Below are 15940 nucleotides of genomic sequence, written 5' to 3'. Positions count from 1 at the left end.
CAACCCAGAAAGCCGGCACGACAAGCAAAGCGTGGTGAGCGGCGAAGGCTCGCTTCGCCGCTCACCACGCCCGTGCGCCTCAGTCCACGACGGCCAGAGCGTCGATCTCCACCAGCAGACCGGGCGGAAGGCCGACGTACACCGTTGTGCGGGCTGGGAAGTCGGTGCCCAGGTAGGCGGAGTAGGCCTCGTTGAGCTCGCCGAAGTGGGCGACGTCGGTCAGGTAGACGCGGTACATCACCACGTCGCCCAGGGTGGCGCCGCCTGCTTCGAGGACGGCTTTGACGTTGTCCAAGACCTGGCGGGTCTGTTCGGCCACGGTGGTGCCGACGACCTCACCGGCCGAGTTGAACGCGACCTGGCCGGCAACCTGGAGGATGTTGCCCTTGCGCACGCCGTGCGCCAGCGGCACCGCCGGTTTCGCGTGGCCCTCCGGCTGGATGAAGGTCCTGGCCATCTTGTTCCTTCCTATCGGTGGTAACCGCACTCGGCGGATGCTTTTTCCGCCGCGCGCAACAGGTCCGGCACGAGGGCGAGCAGTCCGTCAAGATCCAACAGTACCTTCGGGACCGACAGCGACATCGCGGCGAGGACTTCGCCGCGGGGGCCGCGGATCGGGGCTGCCACGCAGTGGATGAAGTCCTCGTGCTCGGAGTTGTCGATGGCGTAACCGCGAGCGGCGACGGTCGCCAGCTCGGTCAGATACGCCTCGGGGGTCAGGATCGTGTTCTCGGTTTTCTTGACGTAGTCGATGGAGGCCGCGATCTCACGGCGCCGCGCGTCCGGGAAGGACGAGACGAGAACCTTGGCGACGGCCGTACAGTGCAAGGCTGCGCGTTTGCCGATCCGGGAGTACATCCGTACCTGGTGACGGCTCTCGAACTTGTCGATGTACACGACTTCGCCGTCCTCGAACGAAGCCAGGTGCACGGTGTGCCCGGTCTGGGCGTTGAGTTCGCGTAGCGCGGGCTCAACGCTACGGCGGACGTCACGGTCCTCAAGGGACCGATGCGCCAAGTCGAACAGCGCTGTCCCTAGCCGGTAGTACCGCACGCCTTCGCGCTGTACGAAACGATGTGTTTCCAGCGTGCGGAGCAGCCGAAGGACTGTCGACTTGTGCACGCTGATGGTCTCGGCGAGCTGGTCGAGCGTTTTCGGGCCTTCAGCCAGGGCGTCCAGCAAGGTCAAAGCCCTGTCCAAACTTTGGCTCATGAGACTCCCTGTCCGGTCAGGTGGGCCGCTGCCCACGCACCTTCGTCCGCGCCGAGCAGCGTGTTCACCAGCTCAGGCGGCAACGGCGTGCCGACATCATCATGCGTCCGCAATGCCACGGCAGCCTGCAGATGGCCTGATCGCAGCCGTCTGACCGGAGTCTGCCCGGCCAGTGTCGCGGCCAGGAACCCGGCTGCGAAGGCGTCACCGGCACCGACCGGCTCGACGACGTCGACACGTAAGGCGGGCTGGAAAACCTGCTCACCGTTTTCCAGCAATGTCGCACCACGGGCCCCGTGTTTGATGACCAGGCTCGACGGTCCCGGCAGAATCCGGCGAATCTCCGCGGGATCACTGGTGCCCCAGACTTCCTGCGTTTCGTCGTCACCGGCCAGGACAATGTCGGCCGCATTGGCCAGTTCCCGGAGCACGGCAGGGTCGCGGGACGCCCACAACTTGGGGCGCCAGTTGAGGTCGAACGACAGCTTGTGGGTCGGCCTGGGCACCGCGAACAGCGCCCGCGTCAAGTCAAGACACGAATCGGAAAGCGCGGCGGTAATGCCGGTCAAATGCAGGACGCGGACATTCAGGTCGAGCTTGTCCAGCAATTCCGGGCCCATTCCGGACGCCGCGGAACCCTGCCGGTAATACCGGACCGGGCTGCCGCCCGCGTTGCTTTCCTTGATGTAGAGCCCAGTCGGCCGGGCCGGGTCCACGACCACCCCGGACACGTCCACCCCCGCCGATCCGACCGCGGCGAGCAGGGCTTTGCCGAAGGCGTCCTGCCCCACCGCGCTCACCCAGCCGGCCCGCAGCCCCAGCATGGCCAGGTTGCAGGCCACATTGGACTCGGCGCCGCCGAAGGTCCGGATCCACGTGCGGACCTGGTCCACCGGTCCCGGCTCACCCGGCACGAACAGCGCCATGGTCTCGCCGAGGCACAGCACATCGGTCTCCACTGGCGTATCTCCATCCTTCCCGGGCAGCGACGTTGACCTGACGGCGATGGGGATGCTACACACCACCGCATCACATCGCGCAATAGGCGTTGCAACATACGCAATGAAGGGTGGCGAGATGGTCGAACCGGCGAGCATCGATCAGGTCGCGGTCGCACGCCTGGCCGAGGAGGTGATCGACTGGCGTTTCAAGGGCCTGCCGGACGCGCTGTTCGGCAAAACCGTGGCCGAAGCGCTGCTCAGCGGCCCGAAGCTGTTCACCGACGGCTTTGTCGGCCCGCTGGTCGTGCTCGACAACGATGCCATCGATCACAACCTCGCGACCATGCGCCGTTGGTGCGAATCCCAAGGTGTCGCTCTGTCACCACACGGCAAGACGACGATGGCGCCGCAGCTGTTCCAGCGCCAGCTCGAAGCCGGTTGCTGGGCGATCACCACGGCGAACGCGAGCCAGCTACGGGTCTACCGCGCGTTCGGCGTCAGCCGGATCATGCTGGCCAACCAGCTCGTCGACCCGAACGCGCTGCGCTGGCTGGCTGGTGAACTGGCCAGGGACCCCGGGTTCGAGTTCTTCTGCTGGGCCGATTCCGTCAAGGCCGTCGAGCTGATGACCGAGGCCCTCCAGGGCACAGAACACCAGGTCAACGTACTCGTGGAGATCGGTGCACCCGGCGCACGGACAGGCGCTCGCACACCGGAAACGGCCATCGCTGTCGCCGACGCGATCGTCGCGAGCCCTGTACTGAAGCTGGTCGGCACGTCCGGATGGGAAGGCTCGCTGGCTCATGACGCCTCCCCGGACGCCCTGGCCACGATCGACGCGTTCCTGGCGAGCATCCGCGAGGTGACAGCCGCGCTCGCGGACAAGTTCGAAGACCCCGATCGGGTGATCGTCACTGTCGGCGGCAGCGCCTACTTCGACCACGTCGCCGACGCCCTGACCCAGCCATGGCCCGACGGGCTGAACGTCTTCCCGGTGCTGCGCAGCGGCGCCTATGTGACCCATGACGACGGCTTTTACCGGGAGAATTCCCCGCTCGGCGCGAACTCCCGGATCGAAGGCACACCGAGTTTCCGAAGCGCCCTGCGGGCTTGGGCACAGGTCACGTCGAAACCCGAGAACAACCTGGCGTTGCTGACGATCGGCAAGCGCGACGCGTCCTTCGACGAGGGACTGCCTGAGCCACAGCTGATCCGCCGCGACGGCGTGACCAAACCGTTGGCCGGGGCCGAGATCACCTCGCTGAACGACCAGCACGCGTTCCTCAGCCCGAACGGCGCTGACGTCCAGGTCGGCGACTGGATCGGCCTGGGCCTGTCGCATCCGTGCACGGTGTTCGACAAGTGGCAGCTGCTGCCCGCGGTCGGCGCGGACGGCGAGACCGTGGTCGACTTCATCCGGACCTATTTCTGAGGAGTCCGATATGGACATCGTAGTCCGCGGGGCAACGGTCGTGGATGGCACCGGAGCGCCGCGTTACCAAGCCGACGTGGGTGTTCAGGCGGGCCGGATCGCGGAGATCTCGACCGGACGCAGGCTGGACGGCACACGGGTGATCGACGCACGCGGCCTGGTGCTGTCACCCGGGTTCATCGACATGCATTCCCATTCCGACCTGCAGGTCCTGGCCAAGCCGGATCATCTGGCCAAGGTCTCGCAGGGCGTCACGAGCGAGGTCTACGGCCAGGACGGCCTGTCGTACGCGCCGGTCAACGACGAGACACTGGCCGGTCTGCGGTCCCAGCTGGCAGGGTGGAACGACGATCCCGCGGGCTTCGACTGGAACTGGCGCAGTGTCGGGGAATATCTCGATCGGCTCGACCAGGGCATCGCGGTCAACGCCGCATATCTGTTGCCACAGGGCACAATCCGGATGATGGTGGTCGGCTGGGAAGCGCGGCCGCCGACCGAGTCCGAAATGGACCGGATGCGCCAGATCGTCGCGACCGGCCTGGCCGAAGGTGCGATGGGCCTGTCCTCCGGGCTGACCTACACCCCCGGGATGTACGCGGACACCGAGGAACTCGTGGCACTGTGCGAGGTCACGGGCAAAGGCGGCGGCTACTACAGCCCGCACCACCGCAGCTATGGCGCAGGCGCGCTAGAGGCGTACACCGAAATGGTGGACGTCTCCCGGCGATCGGGCTGCCCGCTGCATCTGGCGCACGCCACCATGAACTTTCCCGTGAACAAAGGGCGCGGCGTCGAGCTACTCGCCTTGCTGGACGAAGCGATAGCCGACGGCTGCGACATCACGCTGGACACCTATCCATATTTGCCGGGAGCAACCTACCTATCCGCCTTGCTGCCAAGTTGGTCCACGGAAGGCGGCCCGGACGTCACACTAGGGCGGCTGACCGATCCGGACACACGCGAACGCATTCGTGTGGACCTCGAGGAGAACGGCTCGGACGGCTGTCACGGCGTCCCGGTCGACTGGGATTCCATCGAGATCAACGGTGTCCGCAAGGACGAGAACTCGCAGCTGGTCGGGCACAGCATCGCCGAGTCGGCACGCCGGACCGGCCAAGCACCGTCGGACTTGTACTTCGACGTGTTGGTCGCCGAGCGGATGGGTACCTCGTGCCTGATGCACGTGGGACACGAGGACAACGTCCAGGCGATCATGAAGCACCCGGCGCACACGGGCGGCAGCGACGGGCTGCTCGTCGGTGAACGCCCGCACCCCCGCGCCTGGGGCACATTCCCCCGCTACCTGGCGAAATACGTCCGCGAGCTCGGCGTTCTCGAATTGGAGGAGTGCGTCGCACACCTGACCGGGCGCGCCGCCAATCGTTTGCGTCTCAGCGATCGCGGCCTGATCCGTGAGGGTTACGCCGCCGACCTCGTGCTGTTCGACCCGGACACAGTCGCCGACACCGCGACGTTCGACCAGCCGCGGCAGGTCGCGACCGGCATCCCGTATGTGCTGGTCAACGGCGTTCCTGTGATCGACGACGGAACACACACCGGTGCTCTGGCCGGCCACTCACTGCGCAACCCAGGAGCCTGAAGATGGACCTGATCGCCGAACTGCACGCGTGGCGCTCGCTGTGCATCATCCGCGCACCGCACATCGCCGATCCCGTGGGATTGGGCCAGACCCTGGTCGAAGCCGGGCTGCCGATCGTGGAGTTCGCTCTCACCACACCGGACGCGCCGCGGCTGATGGAGCAGGCGGCCAAAGTGGACGGTCTGATCCTGGGCGCGGGCACCGTGATGACCGAACAGGACGCCCGCGACGCGATCAACGCGGGCGCGAGGTTCCTGCTGACGCCTGGTCTGCGGCCGAAAGCCGCGGCCGAGGCCGTGCGGCAGGGCGTGCCGATCGTCCTCGGGGCGATGACCCCGACGGAGGTGGCCGACGCTGTGGACATGGGCGCCACAGCGGTCAAGGTGTTCCCGGCAGCCAGGCTGGGTCCGGCCTATTTCAAGGACCTGCACGGCCCCTACCCGGGCACACACCTGGTGGCGACCGGCGGCCTGCACGCCGGCAACGCCGCGGAGTTCCTGGAAGCCGGGGCGCTCGCGGTCACCGCGGGCAGTGGCGTGGTCTCCCCTGCCCTGGCCGCCGAGTCGCGGCTGGACGAGATCCGCCTGCGGGCCGCCGAGTTCGTGGACGCGGTCGCAGCCGCGCGCGTCACTGGATAATTGAGGAGCCGTCCATGGTGGACTGGTTGCAACGCTCGACGGGCGGGCTGCTGTTGCTCGCCGCGGTCGGGATCGCACTGCTGTTGATGATGATCATCTGGTGGAAGGTCGAGCCTTTCATCGCACTGCTGATCATCGGTGTGCTGACGGCTCTCGCCGCGGGAATCCCGGTGGAGACACTGGTCGGCTCGATCCAGTCGTCGAACTCCGGATCGCTGATCGAAACCGGGTTCGGCAACATCCTCGGCCATATCGCGGTGATCATCGGGATGGGCACGTTCCTGGGCGCCATCCTGGAGTCGTCCGGCGGCGCGCACGTGCTCACCCGCAAGCTGCTGCAGGCGTTCGGGGAGAAGCGGGCGCCGCTGGCGATGGGCCTGGCCGGGCTGATCTTCGGGATCCCGGTGTTCTTCGACATCGGCATCTTCGTGCTGGCACCGCTGGTCTACGTGGTGGCCAAGCAGTCGGGCCGCTCGATCCTGCTGTTCTGCCTGCCGCTGCTGGCCGGTCTGTCGGTGACGCACGCGTTCCTGCCGCCGCACCCCGGTCCGGTCGCCGCCGCCGGACTGCTCGGCGTCGGGCTCGGCTGGGTGATCCTGTTCGGCGCGATCTGCGCGATCCCGGCGTGGGCCGTGGGCCTGGTGTTCGCCAACTGGATCGGCAAGCGCATCCACATCGAGGTCCCCGAGGAGATGCTGGAGGCGGCCAAGGTCACCAAGGAGGGACCGGGTACCGCCACCGCGCCGGAGAAGGCCGAGCCGAAGCTGAGCACGGTCGCGTGGATCATCGTGACACCGTTGATCCTGATCCTGCTGGGCACGTTCGGCAGCATCATCCTGCCGAAGAAGTCGTTCATCGCCGGGGTCGCGACGTTCTTCGGCACGCCGGCGATCGCGTTGACCATCTCGGTGCTGCTGGCGTTCTGGCTGCTGGGCTACCGGCGCGGCATGTCGCGTGGCGAGGTCTCCCGGATCGCCAACGCGTCGCTGAAGCCGGTCGCCATGATCCTGCTCGTCGTCGGTGCCGGTGCGTTCTACGGCCGTGTGCTGACTGTCAGCGGGATCGGCAAGGCGGTCCAGACCTCGCTCGCCGACGTCGGACTGCCTGTTCTGGTCGCCGCGTACCTGATCTCGTGTGGTCTGCGGATCGCGCAGGGCTCGGCCACCGCGGCCATCGCCGCCTCGGCGGCCATCATCGGCCCGACAGTCGCGAACGCGGGCTACTCACAGCCTCAACTGGCGCTCATCGTCGCCGCCATCTGCGCCGGTTCGATCATCGCCTCGCACGTCAACGACGGCGGGTTCTGGATCGTGTCGAGGTACTTCGGCATCTCGGTGAAGGACACGCTGAAGACCTGGACAGTGCTGGAAACCATCTTGTCCGTCGGCGGTTTCGTCGTCGCCGCGGTCTTGATGATCTTCGTCTAGCGTCCCTGCGTAGAGAGGATCTCCTAGAGGTGGCAAAGCAATTGAATCGGCGCTCCTTCCTGGGCGCCGCAGGGGTTGGCGGTTTGGTAATGGCGACCGGCCTACCGGCATCGGCCCACGGGAGAGCTGTGTCCACTGTGTACATCGGCAGCTTCACCAGCTGGGGCCCGCCGGTCGGGCCGGGATTCCAGGCCGGCACCGTCGACTCGGCGTCCGGCAAGCTGACGATCACCGGCGGTGTGCCGGGGATCGTGGACCCGTCGTGGTTCACGTACTCGCGGGACGGCCGGATCCTGTACTCGACCATCGAGTCGGATCCGGGCAAGGTGACAGCGTTCAACGTCACCGACCCGCAGAAGCCGCGCGTGCTCAACTCAGCGCCGGTGAAGGGCGCCGCGCCCACGCATATCAGCCTGCATGGGCGGTATTTGCTGGCGGCCAACTACAGCAGCGGCAGCGTTTCGGTGCTGTCGCTGCAGGGTGATGGCCGCGTAGGTCCGGTTGTCGACGTGGCTCAGCATGTCGGGAACGGCCGCGACCCGCACGCTCACCAGGTCGTGACCGACCCGAGCGGCAAGTGGATCGTCGCGGTGGACCTTGGCGCCGACTCGGTCTACGTGTACTCGCTGGACTCCGGGAAACTCAAACAGAACCAGCAGCTCAAGCTGCCGGACGGGCTGGGACCGCGGCACTTGGCGTTCCATCCGAACGGTAGGTACGCCTACATCCTGGGTGAGTTGCGGTCGGAAGTGACCGTGGCAGCTTGGGACCCGGCAGCCGGACGGTTCACTGCCGGTCAGGTCATCAGCACATTGGGCGATGCCAATCCGCCGGAGAACTTTCCCGCCGAGATCCAGATATCGCCGGACGGGCGGTTCGTGTACGCCTCCAACCGTGGTCACGAGAGCATCGCGACCTTTGCGGTCGGTGAGCAGGGCAAGCGCCTGTCTTTCATGAGCACCACACCTTCGGGTGGTTCTTGGCCCCGGCATTTCACGCTCGGCCCGACCGGCCGCTGGGTCTACGTGTCCAACCAGCGTGCGGGCACGATCAACTGGCTGCCGCGTGACCCCGCCACCGGCAAGCTCGGCACCTCAGCGGGTTCCGTCGCCGTGAACAACGTCGGCATCGTTTCCTTCAAGTAAGCACTCTGTTTTGTGCCCCCAATGCCACATTGGGGACGTTGGGTGCCCCCAATGTGGCATTGGGGGCACCCTCGCTCGCCTCGCGCGGGGATTGGTTTAGACCCTTGTGCCGGTGAATGACCCGGCTTAGCATCTCCGATATTGCCGCATGCGAAACGCGCGTTGCATCAGACGCAACCGGAGGAACGATGAAGATCAAAGGCGTGCTGGCTGCATTCGCTGTAGGAACGCTCGTCGTCGCGTGCGGTCCCCCACAAGCAGCCAACAACCAGCCACAGCAGACCGGAAACGCGGGCCAGCCGGTCGGCGAGATGACCGGCGAGCTCAAGGTCTGGCTGTTCCAGGAGGCCGCCAACGGCCCCAAGGAAACCGTGGTCAACGAGGCCAAAGCCGAGTTCGAAGCCGCGCACCAGGGCGTGAAGGTCACCGTGGAGTACCTGCCGGTCGACGGCCGAGCGACCCGCTTCAACGGTGCCTTCAACGACAAGAACTCCTCGCCGGACGTGGCCGAGTTCGGCAACACCGACCTCGCAGGCTACACCGCGTCCAACGGTTTCGCCGACCTGTCCGCGGAGCTGAACGCCTGGCCGGACAGCAAGGACCTGATACCGTCCGTTGTGGACACCGCCAAGGTGAAGGGCAAGACGTACGGAATCCCGTGGTACACCGGCACTCGTGCGCTCTACTACCGCACCGACGTGTTCACCGAGCTCGGCCTGCAGCCGCCGAAGACGCTCGCCGAGCTGACCGAGACCGCACGCAAGATCCGCGCCGCCAAGCCAGACCTCTACGGCATCGCCGTCGGTGGCAAGTACATCTACGCCGCCTTCCCGTACATCTGGGCCAACGGTGGTGATCTGGCCAAACAGGACGGCGACAAGTGGTCCTCGACGATCAACAGCCAGCAGTCGCGTGATGGCCTGCGCCAGTTCGCCGAGCTGATCAAGGACGACATCTGCCCGCCGTCGCAGTGCGCCCAGTTCACCGGCACCCAGTCGGTGGCCGCGTTCGCGGGTGGCAAGGCAGGTATGACGGTCGGCGGTGACTTCAACCGCAAGGCCGTGGAGGCCGGCGCGGTAAAGGGCAAGTACGCCGTGGTTCCGTTGCCCGGCAAGGAATCCGGCAAGATCGCCCCGGCCTTCGCGGGCGGCAACCTGCTCGGCGTGTTCGGCGCTTCGAAGAAGCACACCTTGGCGCTGGAGTTCGTGAAACTGCTGGGCGGCAAGAAGTACCAGCAGAAGATGTACACCGCCATGGGCAACCTGCCGACCTTCAAGGACACCCAGGAGCAGGTCGCCTCGGCCGACAAGTTCCTGGAGCCGTTCGTGCGGACCGCGCAGTCCGGCACCAAGTTCGTGCCCACCACACCGGCCTGGACGAAGATCGACGCCCAGTCCCTGATCCCGACCGCGATCCAGCAGATCGCCACCGGCGGCCAGACCGTGGAAGCCGCGACCGATGCCGCGGCCACCGAGATGAACAAAGCATTCGGATGACGACTCAAATAGCTCCTGCCGTGCCGGAGATCCCGGTGCAGCAGGGGCCAGTCCGCAGAAAACGCGACGGCCGGGCAGCAACGATGTACCTGGCACCGGCCGGCGTGCTGTTGATCGGCCTGATGGCATACCCGCTGTTCCAGCTCGTGCAAATCTCGTTGTACGACTACGGCCAGCCGCAGGCCAGCGGCGCCGAACCGTTGGTATTCATCGGTGCCGACAACTACGTCGAGCTGTTCAGCGACTCCCAGTTCTGGTCGGTACTGCTGGCGACAATCCTGTTCGCCGCGGTGTGCGTACTCGGAAGCCTGCTCGTCGGGACCGGTCTCGCGGTGCTGGCTTCGCGGGTCCGCGCGGTACCGCGGATGTTGCTTTTCCTTGCGGCACTGGGAGCCTGGGCAACTCCGGCGATGGCCGGGTCATACGTGTGGCTGTTCCTGTTCGACCAGGACTTCGGCGTGGTGAACAAGGTCCTGGGGATGCAGGGGCACTCCTGGACCTTCGACCGGATCTCGGCTTTCGGGCTGGTCGCGGGCGAGGTCATCTGGTGCTCGTTCCCGTTCGTGATGGTCACGATGTACGCGGGCATCAAGGCGATCTCAGCGGAAGTCATCGAGGCCGCGCAGCTGGACGGAGCCTCCTGGATGCGCACAGCCACCCAGGTGATCCTCCCGATCCTCAAGCCGCTGATCGTGATCGCCACCATCCAGTCGATCATCTGGGACTTCAAGATCTTCACCCAGATCTACGTGATGACCAACGGCGGCGGCATAGCCGGCCAGAACCTGGTACTCAACGTGTACACATACCAAAAGGCCTTCGCAGGCGAGGAATACGGCCTGGGATCGGCAATCGGCGTGGTGATGACAGTGCTGCTGATGCTGATCACCGTGCTCTACCTCAGGACCCAGCGGAGGTCCGGATGGCGACCCTGACAGTTCGTAAGCCGCGCAAGCCTGGCAGGTTGATCGCGGAGATCATCTGTTGTGTGGTGGCGGCCTTGGTGGCTGTGCCGCTTTACTGGATGGTGTTGTCGGCTTTCAAGCCTGCAGGGCAGATTCAGTCGGCTGTGCCGTGGACTTTCGCGCCTAGTTTGGACAGTTTTGAGCGGGTGCTGGGGTCGCAGGGGTTCGGCCGCTACTTCCTCAACAGTACGATTGTGGCTCTGTGTGTTGTCGCGTTGTCGATGGTTCTGTCGTTTCTTTCGGCGGTGGCGTTGACGCGATTCCGGTTCAAGGGGCGGACTGTTCTTCTCGTCATGTTGCTTGTGGCGCAGATGGTTCCGGTTGAGGCGTTGACCATCCCGCTGTTCTTCATGGTTCAGCAGGTTGGGTCTTCGATACCGGCGTTTGGGCTCAATCAGCTTGCGCCGCTTGTGCTTGTGAACCTAGCGTTCAGTCTGCCGTTCGCGATCTGGATGTTGCGGGGGTTCGTCGCGGCGGTGCCGGCCGAGCTGGAGGAGGCCGCGTCGCTGGATGGGGCGAGCCGGTTCCGGTTCACCTGGCAGGTGCTTTTTCCGTTGGTCGCGCCCGGCTTGGTGGCGACGAGTGTGCTGGCGTTCATCCACGCGTGGAACGACTTCCTGTTCGCGCAGACGCTGATCTTCTCCGACGTGGACAACCGCACGCTGCCACAGGCGATGCGCGTGTTCTACAAACCGGAGGAACTCGACTGGGGCGGGATCATGGCGGGTGCCACGCTGATGACCATCCCCGTGCTGATCTTCTTCATCTTCGTGCAACGACACCTGGCGTCCGGACTCTCAGGAGCGGTCAAAGGATGATACTTCCCAAACCTGTGACAGTAAGTCTTACAGAGTCGAGCTTGGTCAGCGACAAACCCGTCGAGCCCACCATCTCCTACACGGAAGATCTACCGGCCGAAGGTTACCGGGTAAATATTACCGAACAAGGTGTGTGGGTTGAAGCCGCCGACCCGGCCGGAGCCTTCTACGCCACCCAGACCCTCCGTCAGCTTTACGGACCAGACCGCTTCCGAGCCGCGTCGATCCACAGTGGACCATGGACACTCCCCTGTGGAGTGATCGAGGATCACCCAAGGTTCGCGTGGCGCGGCGTGATGCTGGACGTGGCCCGCCACTTCATGCCGAAGTACGAGGTGTTCCGGTTCATCGACCAGATGGCCGCACACAAACTGAATACATTGCACCTGCATTTGACCGACGACCAAGGCTGGCGCATCGAAGTACCCGCCTACCCGAAACTGACCGAGACAGGCTCCTGGCGCACGGGCTCCTGGGTCGGCCGCCCACCGGACGGCACGACAGAAACCGACGGCCGCCCGCACGGCGGTTTCTACACAACCGCCGACATGCACGAAATCGTGGCGTACGCCAAGGAAAGGCACATCACGGTTGTGCCCGAAGTGGACGTTCCCGGCCACAGCCAGGCGGCCATCGCGGCCTACCCCGAACTGGGCAACACCGGCGCCCAGCTCCCGGTCCTGCGCAACTGGGGAATCAACGAGAACATCCTCACGGTCTCGGACTTCGTGCTGGATTTCTACCGCACAGTGCTCGACCACGTCGCCTCCATCTTCGACGCACCCGTGATCTGCCTGGGCGGCGACGAAGTCCCAACGGTGCAATGGCAGAACAATCCCGTTGCGGCAGAACGAATGGCGCAACTCGGCTTCACGTCGGAACGCCAGCTGCACGGCTGGTTCGTCGGCCGGCTCGCCGCGCATCTGTCCGAACTGGGCCGCCGAGCCCTGGGCTGGGACGAAATCCTGGAAGCAGGCGACCTGGCACCGGACACGATCATCGCCTCGTGGCGCGGTGAAGAGGCCGGCATCGTCGCCGCGTCATCCGGGCGCGACGTGGTGATGTGCCCGGAGCAGCACGTCTACCTCGACCACCGCCAGTCCGATCACGCGGACGAGCCGATCCCCGTCGGCTACCTGCACACTCTCGAGGACATCTACGCCTACGAGCCGATCCCGAAAGATCTCGCCCCCGAATTCCACTCCCGCGTTCTGGGCGCGCAAGCCCCGATCTGGACCGAGCACCTGGACAACGCCCGGCGCGTGGACTACGCGACCTACCCACGCCTGGCAGCGTTCGCCGAGGTCGTCTGGAGCCGGCCGGACAGGTCCTACGCGGAGTTCGAGCAACGCCTGGTCAAGCATCATCTGCCCAGGCTGGACGCCATGGGCGTGGAATACCGGCCGTTGGAAGGCCCGCACCCGTGGCAGACCCGTCCAGGTGTGCCGAGCCGGATCCGCACCCTGCCCTGACGCCACGGCCGGTCAAACGGATGAGTCCATCCATTCGTGTTCGGCCATATCAGAGCCATATCCGATTCGTAGCCGCCGCGATGTTCGCCGCCACTGATGTCGTAATGGTGTCAGCACTCCGAGCGAAGGAAGGCGAGCCGGTCGGCAAAGAAACGTACATGATGTAAGCGGCCTTCCCCTCGGCGAAATCGACACCATTGGCACCTGCTCGTAAGATGCTTCCCTTATCCAGCAGGCAGTCGATGTCAAGGGGGAACAAATGAGACAGCGGCGGCAACCGGCCGCGCATCGAATAATCCTCGTTGTGGATGTGACGGGATTCGGCACCCTGCATCGCACCAACAAAGACCAAGTCGCCGTGCGGGACGGTCTCTATCGGGCACTGGAACAGGCATTCGATCGAGCGGGCATCCCGTGGGCGGAGTGTATAGCCGAAGACCGGGGTGACGGTGTCTTCATCACCGCTCCGGGACATCTGCCGAAAGCGCCATTCGTCGACGCGCTCCCCGCGGCATTGACACAGGCTCTCTACACGCACAATGCCACTCACCCGTTCGCCGAACAGATGCGCTTGCGGATGGCGCTGAACGCGGGTGAGGTCGAATTCGACGACCACGGCGCGACCTCGGCGTCGGTGAACCTGACCTTCAGGCTGCTGGAGGCGCCTCCCCTGAGGAAAGCGCTTGCGGAGTCGCGCGACGTCCTCGCGCTGATCGTCTCGCCGTGGTTCTTCGACGATGTCGTCCGGCACAGCGCCGAAACCGATGCGGCGACCTTCCGGCCGGCCCACTTCTCGGTGAAGGAAACCACCACGACCGGGTGGATCAGTTTGCCCGGCCACCCGTATCCACCCGATCCGAAGGTTTTGACACCCGAGCCGGTCCACCGCTGGACAGCACCTCGTCTTGGCATCGCCCTGTTCATTGCGGCCGCACTCTTCGTGGCCGGTGGTGCGGGATTGCCCGCGTTGATGAACAACGAACTTCCCAGCCCGGCCATCCCGAATGTTTTCTGCCTCGCCGACGGCGAAACCGCGGCATGGCAGAACCATCATTCGAAGCTTCGCCTGGCGGCATCGGTGAATCGGCTTGACGAGAATGTGTTCGTCGCCGATCTCCCGCAGTCGTCGCCGTCGGTCACATTCACCGCCCGTCTCGGGACCGGCTCCCGGCCGGATGACTGCGCCCTGCAACTGACCACGCAAAACGCACTCTGCCTGACCGTGCCCACTGACACCGACAGCGACGTGATCCAGGCCGAATGCACCGGCTCCGCGGCCCAGCAATGGCTGATCGAAAATCATTGGCACCACGAAGGAGTGATGTGGGAACGGCTGCGCCCGGCCCGGAATCCGGACCTGTGCCTGGCCATCGCCGGCAAGAACGCCGTGGTCCACGAGTGCAGCACCGAATGGAACCAACAGTGGCAACGGTCGTGACGCCACAAGCGGCGGACCCGGCCCGGTGAGCCGGATCCGCCACCTCCACCAGGTCGTGTTCCAGATGTCCGATCGCGACAGCAGGGCCGGATCGCACCCCTGGCGCCACGGAAGTCCGACTCCTGCCTCCGGGCCGGGGCAGACTCTCTTCGACCGGGACATCTGAACACGACTCAGTCCTTCACGGCGGCCGAGCGCATCTCCCGCAGCGCCTCGTTCCCGGCGGTCAGCAGCCGGTCGAGACCGCGCTCGGTCGCCAGGATGTCGAACCCGTTCATCCGGCCGCCGAACGAGAACTCGACCTCGTCACCGGTCACGCGGTACTCGATCTCGCACTCCCCTTCGATCTTCACCCAGGCACCGACCTGAATCCCATTGCTGGACATGCGCTGACTCCCTCCAAGAACCTCTGCTACGCTCATCATAAGCGCTCACAAGCGCCAACATCGTAAAGTGCGATTACGCAATGCGGTCGTACCCGAAGGAGTGAATGTCGGATGTCAGGTCAGCTGCGGACCGCGGAACGTATCCAGGTCGGCGCGACGCTCAAGCGGATGCGGACCGAGGTTGGCCTGGGCAGAGAAGCCGCTGCGGAGAGACTCGGCTACACGATCACGACCATCAGCAACATGGAGCAGGGCCGGACCCGGGTCCGGCACGCCGACCTGGCCGCACTGCTCGATCTGTACCACGCGCCTGATGACCAGGCCGACGATCTGAAGGAAGTCAACCGGGAGGCACACAGATCAGCGGGGCGAGTGCCTGGCGGCGGAGGTATCCAGGCGCACCAACGGCGTGCCGCCGACTTGATCAAAGCTGCGCGCACCATCCGCTACTACAGCCCCGAGATGTTCCCTGGGGTCCTGCAGACAAGGGACTACGCGCGCGCAATCCTGGCCCCGACCGGCCACCTCGCGGAAAAGCTGGAAATCTATCTGAACTTCCGGCTGACCCTGGGCGCAGTCCTGACTCGCCCGCAGCAACCCCTTGGCCTCTGGGTGGTCGTCAGCGAAGCCGCTCTGCACAAGAACATCGGCGGCCGGAAGGTGATGTCAAGTCAGCTCCAGCATGTCGCCCAACTCTGCCGGGCGCAGCAGAACGTCACGGTTCAGATCCTGCCGCTGGACACCCGCGAGCACTACTCACTTGGTGCCACGGTCACGATCTACAAGTTCGACCACAAGATCTCCGAGATCGCCAGTGCGGACACGACCATGGGCGAACTGTTCTTCGATCGCGACCCACTCGTCGTCGAGGCGATTCGCAACTTCGAGGATGTCAAGCTCAAGGCTTTCGACCCGTTGACTAGCGTCGATATGATTGAGGACTTCAGCAATCGTCGGCGAATCGGGTGAT

Annotated in this window: 16 protein-coding genes; 11 read left to right on the top strand and 5 right to left on the bottom strand. The window is 65.1% G+C overall.

The window, feature by feature from the left end; genetic code table 11:
• Positions 1-79 precede the first annotated feature (79 nt).
• From JOF56_RS24920 to JOF56_RS24910, 3 genes are read right to left on the bottom strand one after another with little or no spacing between them, the layout of a single operon-like run.
• Positions 80-457 (bottom strand): RidA family protein, encoded by a 378-nt coding sequence (locus JOF56_RS24920; RefSeq protein WP_209641944.1) that lies wholly within the window; start codon positions 455-457, stop codon positions 80-82.
• A gap of 11 nt (positions 458-468) precedes the next feature.
• Complete coding sequence (locus tag JOF56_RS24915) at positions 469-1212, bottom strand: IclR family transcriptional regulator (protein ID WP_209641943.1); 744 nt, start codon at positions 1210-1212, stop codon at positions 469-471.
• Positions 1209-2171 carry a sugar kinase gene (locus JOF56_RS24910; RefSeq protein WP_307855245.1) on the bottom strand — a complete coding sequence of 321 codons (963 nt, stop codon included), beginning with the start codon at positions 2169-2171 and terminating at the stop codon, positions 1209-1211. Before JOF56_RS24910 ends, JOF56_RS24915 begins: the two co-directional genes overlap by 4 nt.
• 118 nt (positions 2172-2289) lie before the next feature.
• On the opposite strand from JOF56_RS24910, the gene JOF56_RS24905 reads away from it, so the two are divergent.
• The 9 genes from JOF56_RS24905 to JOF56_RS24865 all read left to right on the top strand — a co-directional run bounded on the left by JOF56_RS24905 (position 2290) and on the right by JOF56_RS24865 (position 13146).
• Positions 2290-3585 carry an amino acid deaminase gene (locus JOF56_RS24905; protein ID WP_209641941.1) on the top strand — a complete coding sequence of 432 codons (1296 nt, stop codon included), beginning with the start codon at positions 2290-2292 and terminating at the stop codon, positions 3583-3585.
• 10 nt (positions 3586-3595) lie between these two features.
• Positions 3596-5185 (top strand): N-acyl-D-amino-acid deacylase family protein, encoded by a 1590-nt coding sequence (locus JOF56_RS24900; protein WP_209641940.1) that lies wholly within the window; start codon positions 3596-3598, stop codon positions 5183-5185.
• Positions 5186-5187: 2 nt separating this feature from the next.
• On the top strand, positions 5188-5823 hold the full coding sequence (locus tag JOF56_RS24895; RefSeq protein ID WP_209641939.1) for a bifunctional 4-hydroxy-2-oxoglutarate aldolase/2-dehydro-3-deoxy-phosphogluconate aldolase: 636 nt from the start codon (positions 5188-5190) through the stop codon (positions 5821-5823).
• Between the two features lie 14 nt (positions 5824-5837).
• Positions 5838-7250, top strand: coding sequence for a GntP family permease (locus tag JOF56_RS24890; protein WP_209641938.1), 1413 nt, complete (start codon positions 5838-5840; stop codon positions 7248-7250).
• 29 nt (positions 7251-7279) lie between these two features.
• Positions 7280-8395: a lactonase family protein gene (locus JOF56_RS24885; protein WP_307855244.1), complete on the top strand. Its 1116-nt coding sequence runs from the start codon at positions 7280-7282 to the stop codon at positions 8393-8395.
• 188 nt (positions 8396-8583) lie between these two features.
• On the top strand, positions 8584-9891 hold the full coding sequence (locus JOF56_RS24880) for an extracellular solute-binding protein (RefSeq protein WP_209641937.1): 1308 nt from the start codon (positions 8584-8586) through the stop codon (positions 9889-9891).
• On the top strand, positions 9888-10826 hold the full coding sequence (locus tag JOF56_RS24875; RefSeq protein WP_209641936.1) for a carbohydrate ABC transporter permease: 939 nt from the start codon (positions 9888-9890) through the stop codon (positions 10824-10826). Before JOF56_RS24880 ends, JOF56_RS24875 begins: the two co-directional genes overlap by 4 nt.
• A complete protein-coding gene (locus JOF56_RS24870) occupies positions 10814-11674 on the top strand; it encodes a carbohydrate ABC transporter permease (protein ID WP_209641935.1) in 861 nt (286 codons plus the stop codon). Before JOF56_RS24875 ends, JOF56_RS24870 begins: the two co-directional genes overlap by 13 nt.
• Complete coding sequence (locus JOF56_RS24865) at positions 11671-13146, top strand: beta-N-acetylhexosaminidase (RefSeq protein WP_209641934.1); 1476 nt, start codon at positions 11671-11673, stop codon at positions 13144-13146. Before JOF56_RS24870 ends, JOF56_RS24865 begins: the two co-directional genes overlap by 4 nt.
• Before the next feature lie 49 nt (positions 13147-13195).
• Here the strand turns inward: JOF56_RS24865 and JOF56_RS24860 are convergent, their stop codons facing one another.
• The gene (locus tag JOF56_RS24860; RefSeq protein ID WP_209641933.1) at positions 13196-13762 is read right to left on the bottom strand and encodes a hypothetical protein; all 567 of its coding nucleotides are present in this window, start codon (positions 13760-13762) and stop codon (positions 13196-13198) included.
• Between JOF56_RS24860 and JOF56_RS24855 the strand changes: the two genes are divergently transcribed.
• The gene (locus JOF56_RS24855; RefSeq protein WP_209641932.1) at positions 13724-14584 is read left to right on the top strand and encodes a ricin-type beta-trefoil lectin domain protein; all 861 of its coding nucleotides are present in this window, start codon (positions 13724-13726) and stop codon (positions 14582-14584) included. The genes JOF56_RS24860 and JOF56_RS24855 overlap by 39 nt on opposite strands.
• A gap of 173 nt (positions 14585-14757) precedes the next feature.
• On the opposite strand, the gene JOF56_RS24850 is transcribed toward JOF56_RS24855, so the two are convergent.
• The gene (locus JOF56_RS24850) at positions 14758-14970 is read right to left on the bottom strand and encodes a hypothetical protein (RefSeq protein ID WP_209641931.1); all 213 of its coding nucleotides are present in this window, start codon (positions 14968-14970) and stop codon (positions 14758-14760) included.
• Positions 14971-15081: 111 nt separating this feature from the next.
• Here JOF56_RS24850 and JOF56_RS24845 point away from each other — a divergent pair, with 111 nt between their 5' ends.
• Positions 15082-15939 (top strand): helix-turn-helix domain-containing protein, encoded by an 858-nt coding sequence (locus tag JOF56_RS24845; RefSeq protein ID WP_209641930.1) that lies wholly within the window; start codon positions 15082-15084, stop codon positions 15937-15939.
• The last annotated feature ends 1 nt before the right edge of the window (position 15940 follow it).

It is taken from the genome of Kibdelosporangium banguiense (genome assembly GCF_017876405.1).
Taxonomy (GTDB): domain Bacteria; phylum Actinomycetota; class Actinomycetes; order Mycobacteriales; family Pseudonocardiaceae; genus Kibdelosporangium; species Kibdelosporangium banguiense.
Note: the sequence above shows the minus strand (reverse complement) of the source record. Positions and strands in the feature narration are given on the sequence as shown.

What these genes read in the sequence shown, in the direction of transcription:
- JOF56_RS24920 (WP_209641944.1), bottom strand. Translation starts at nt 457, where the DNA reads ATGGCCAGGACCTTCATCCAGCCGGAGGGCCACGCGAAACCGGCGGTG.
- JOF56_RS24915 (WP_209641943.1), bottom strand. Translation starts at nt 1,212, where the DNA reads ATGAGCCAAAGTTTGGACAGGGCTTTGACCTTGCTGGACGCCCTGGCT.
- JOF56_RS24905 (WP_209641941.1), top strand. Translation starts at nt 2,290, where the DNA reads ATGGTCGAACCGGCGAGCATCGATCAGGTCGCGGTCGCACGCCTGGCC.
- JOF56_RS24900 (WP_209641940.1), top strand. Translation starts at nt 3,596, where the DNA reads ATGGACATCGTAGTCCGCGGGGCAACGGTCGTGGATGGCACCGGAGCG.
- JOF56_RS24895 (WP_209641939.1), top strand. Translation starts at nt 5,188, where the DNA reads ATGGACCTGATCGCCGAACTGCACGCGTGGCGCTCGCTGTGCATCATC.
- JOF56_RS24890 (WP_209641938.1), top strand. Translation starts at nt 5,838, where the DNA reads ATGGTGGACTGGTTGCAACGCTCGACGGGCGGGCTGCTGTTGCTCGCC.
- JOF56_RS24880 (WP_209641937.1), top strand. Translation starts at nt 8,584, where the DNA reads ATGAAGATCAAAGGCGTGCTGGCTGCATTCGCTGTAGGAACGCTCGTC.
- JOF56_RS24875 (WP_209641936.1), top strand. Translation starts at nt 9,888, where the DNA reads ATGACGACTCAAATAGCTCCTGCCGTGCCGGAGATCCCGGTGCAGCAG.
- JOF56_RS24870 (WP_209641935.1), top strand. Translation starts at nt 10,814, where the DNA reads ATGGCGACCCTGACAGTTCGTAAGCCGCGCAAGCCTGGCAGGTTGATC.
- JOF56_RS24865 (WP_209641934.1), top strand. Translation starts at nt 11,671, where the DNA reads ATGATACTTCCCAAACCTGTGACAGTAAGTCTTACAGAGTCGAGCTTG.
- JOF56_RS24855 (WP_209641932.1), top strand. Translation starts at nt 13,724, where the DNA reads ATGGCGCTGAACGCGGGTGAGGTCGAATTCGACGACCACGGCGCGACC.
- JOF56_RS24850 (WP_209641931.1), bottom strand. Translation starts at nt 14,970, where the DNA reads ATGTCCAGCAATGGGATTCAGGTCGGTGCCTGGGTGAAGATCGAAGGG.
- JOF56_RS24845 (WP_209641930.1), top strand. Translation starts at nt 15,082, where the DNA reads ATGTCAGGTCAGCTGCGGACCGCGGAACGTATCCAGGTCGGCGCGACG.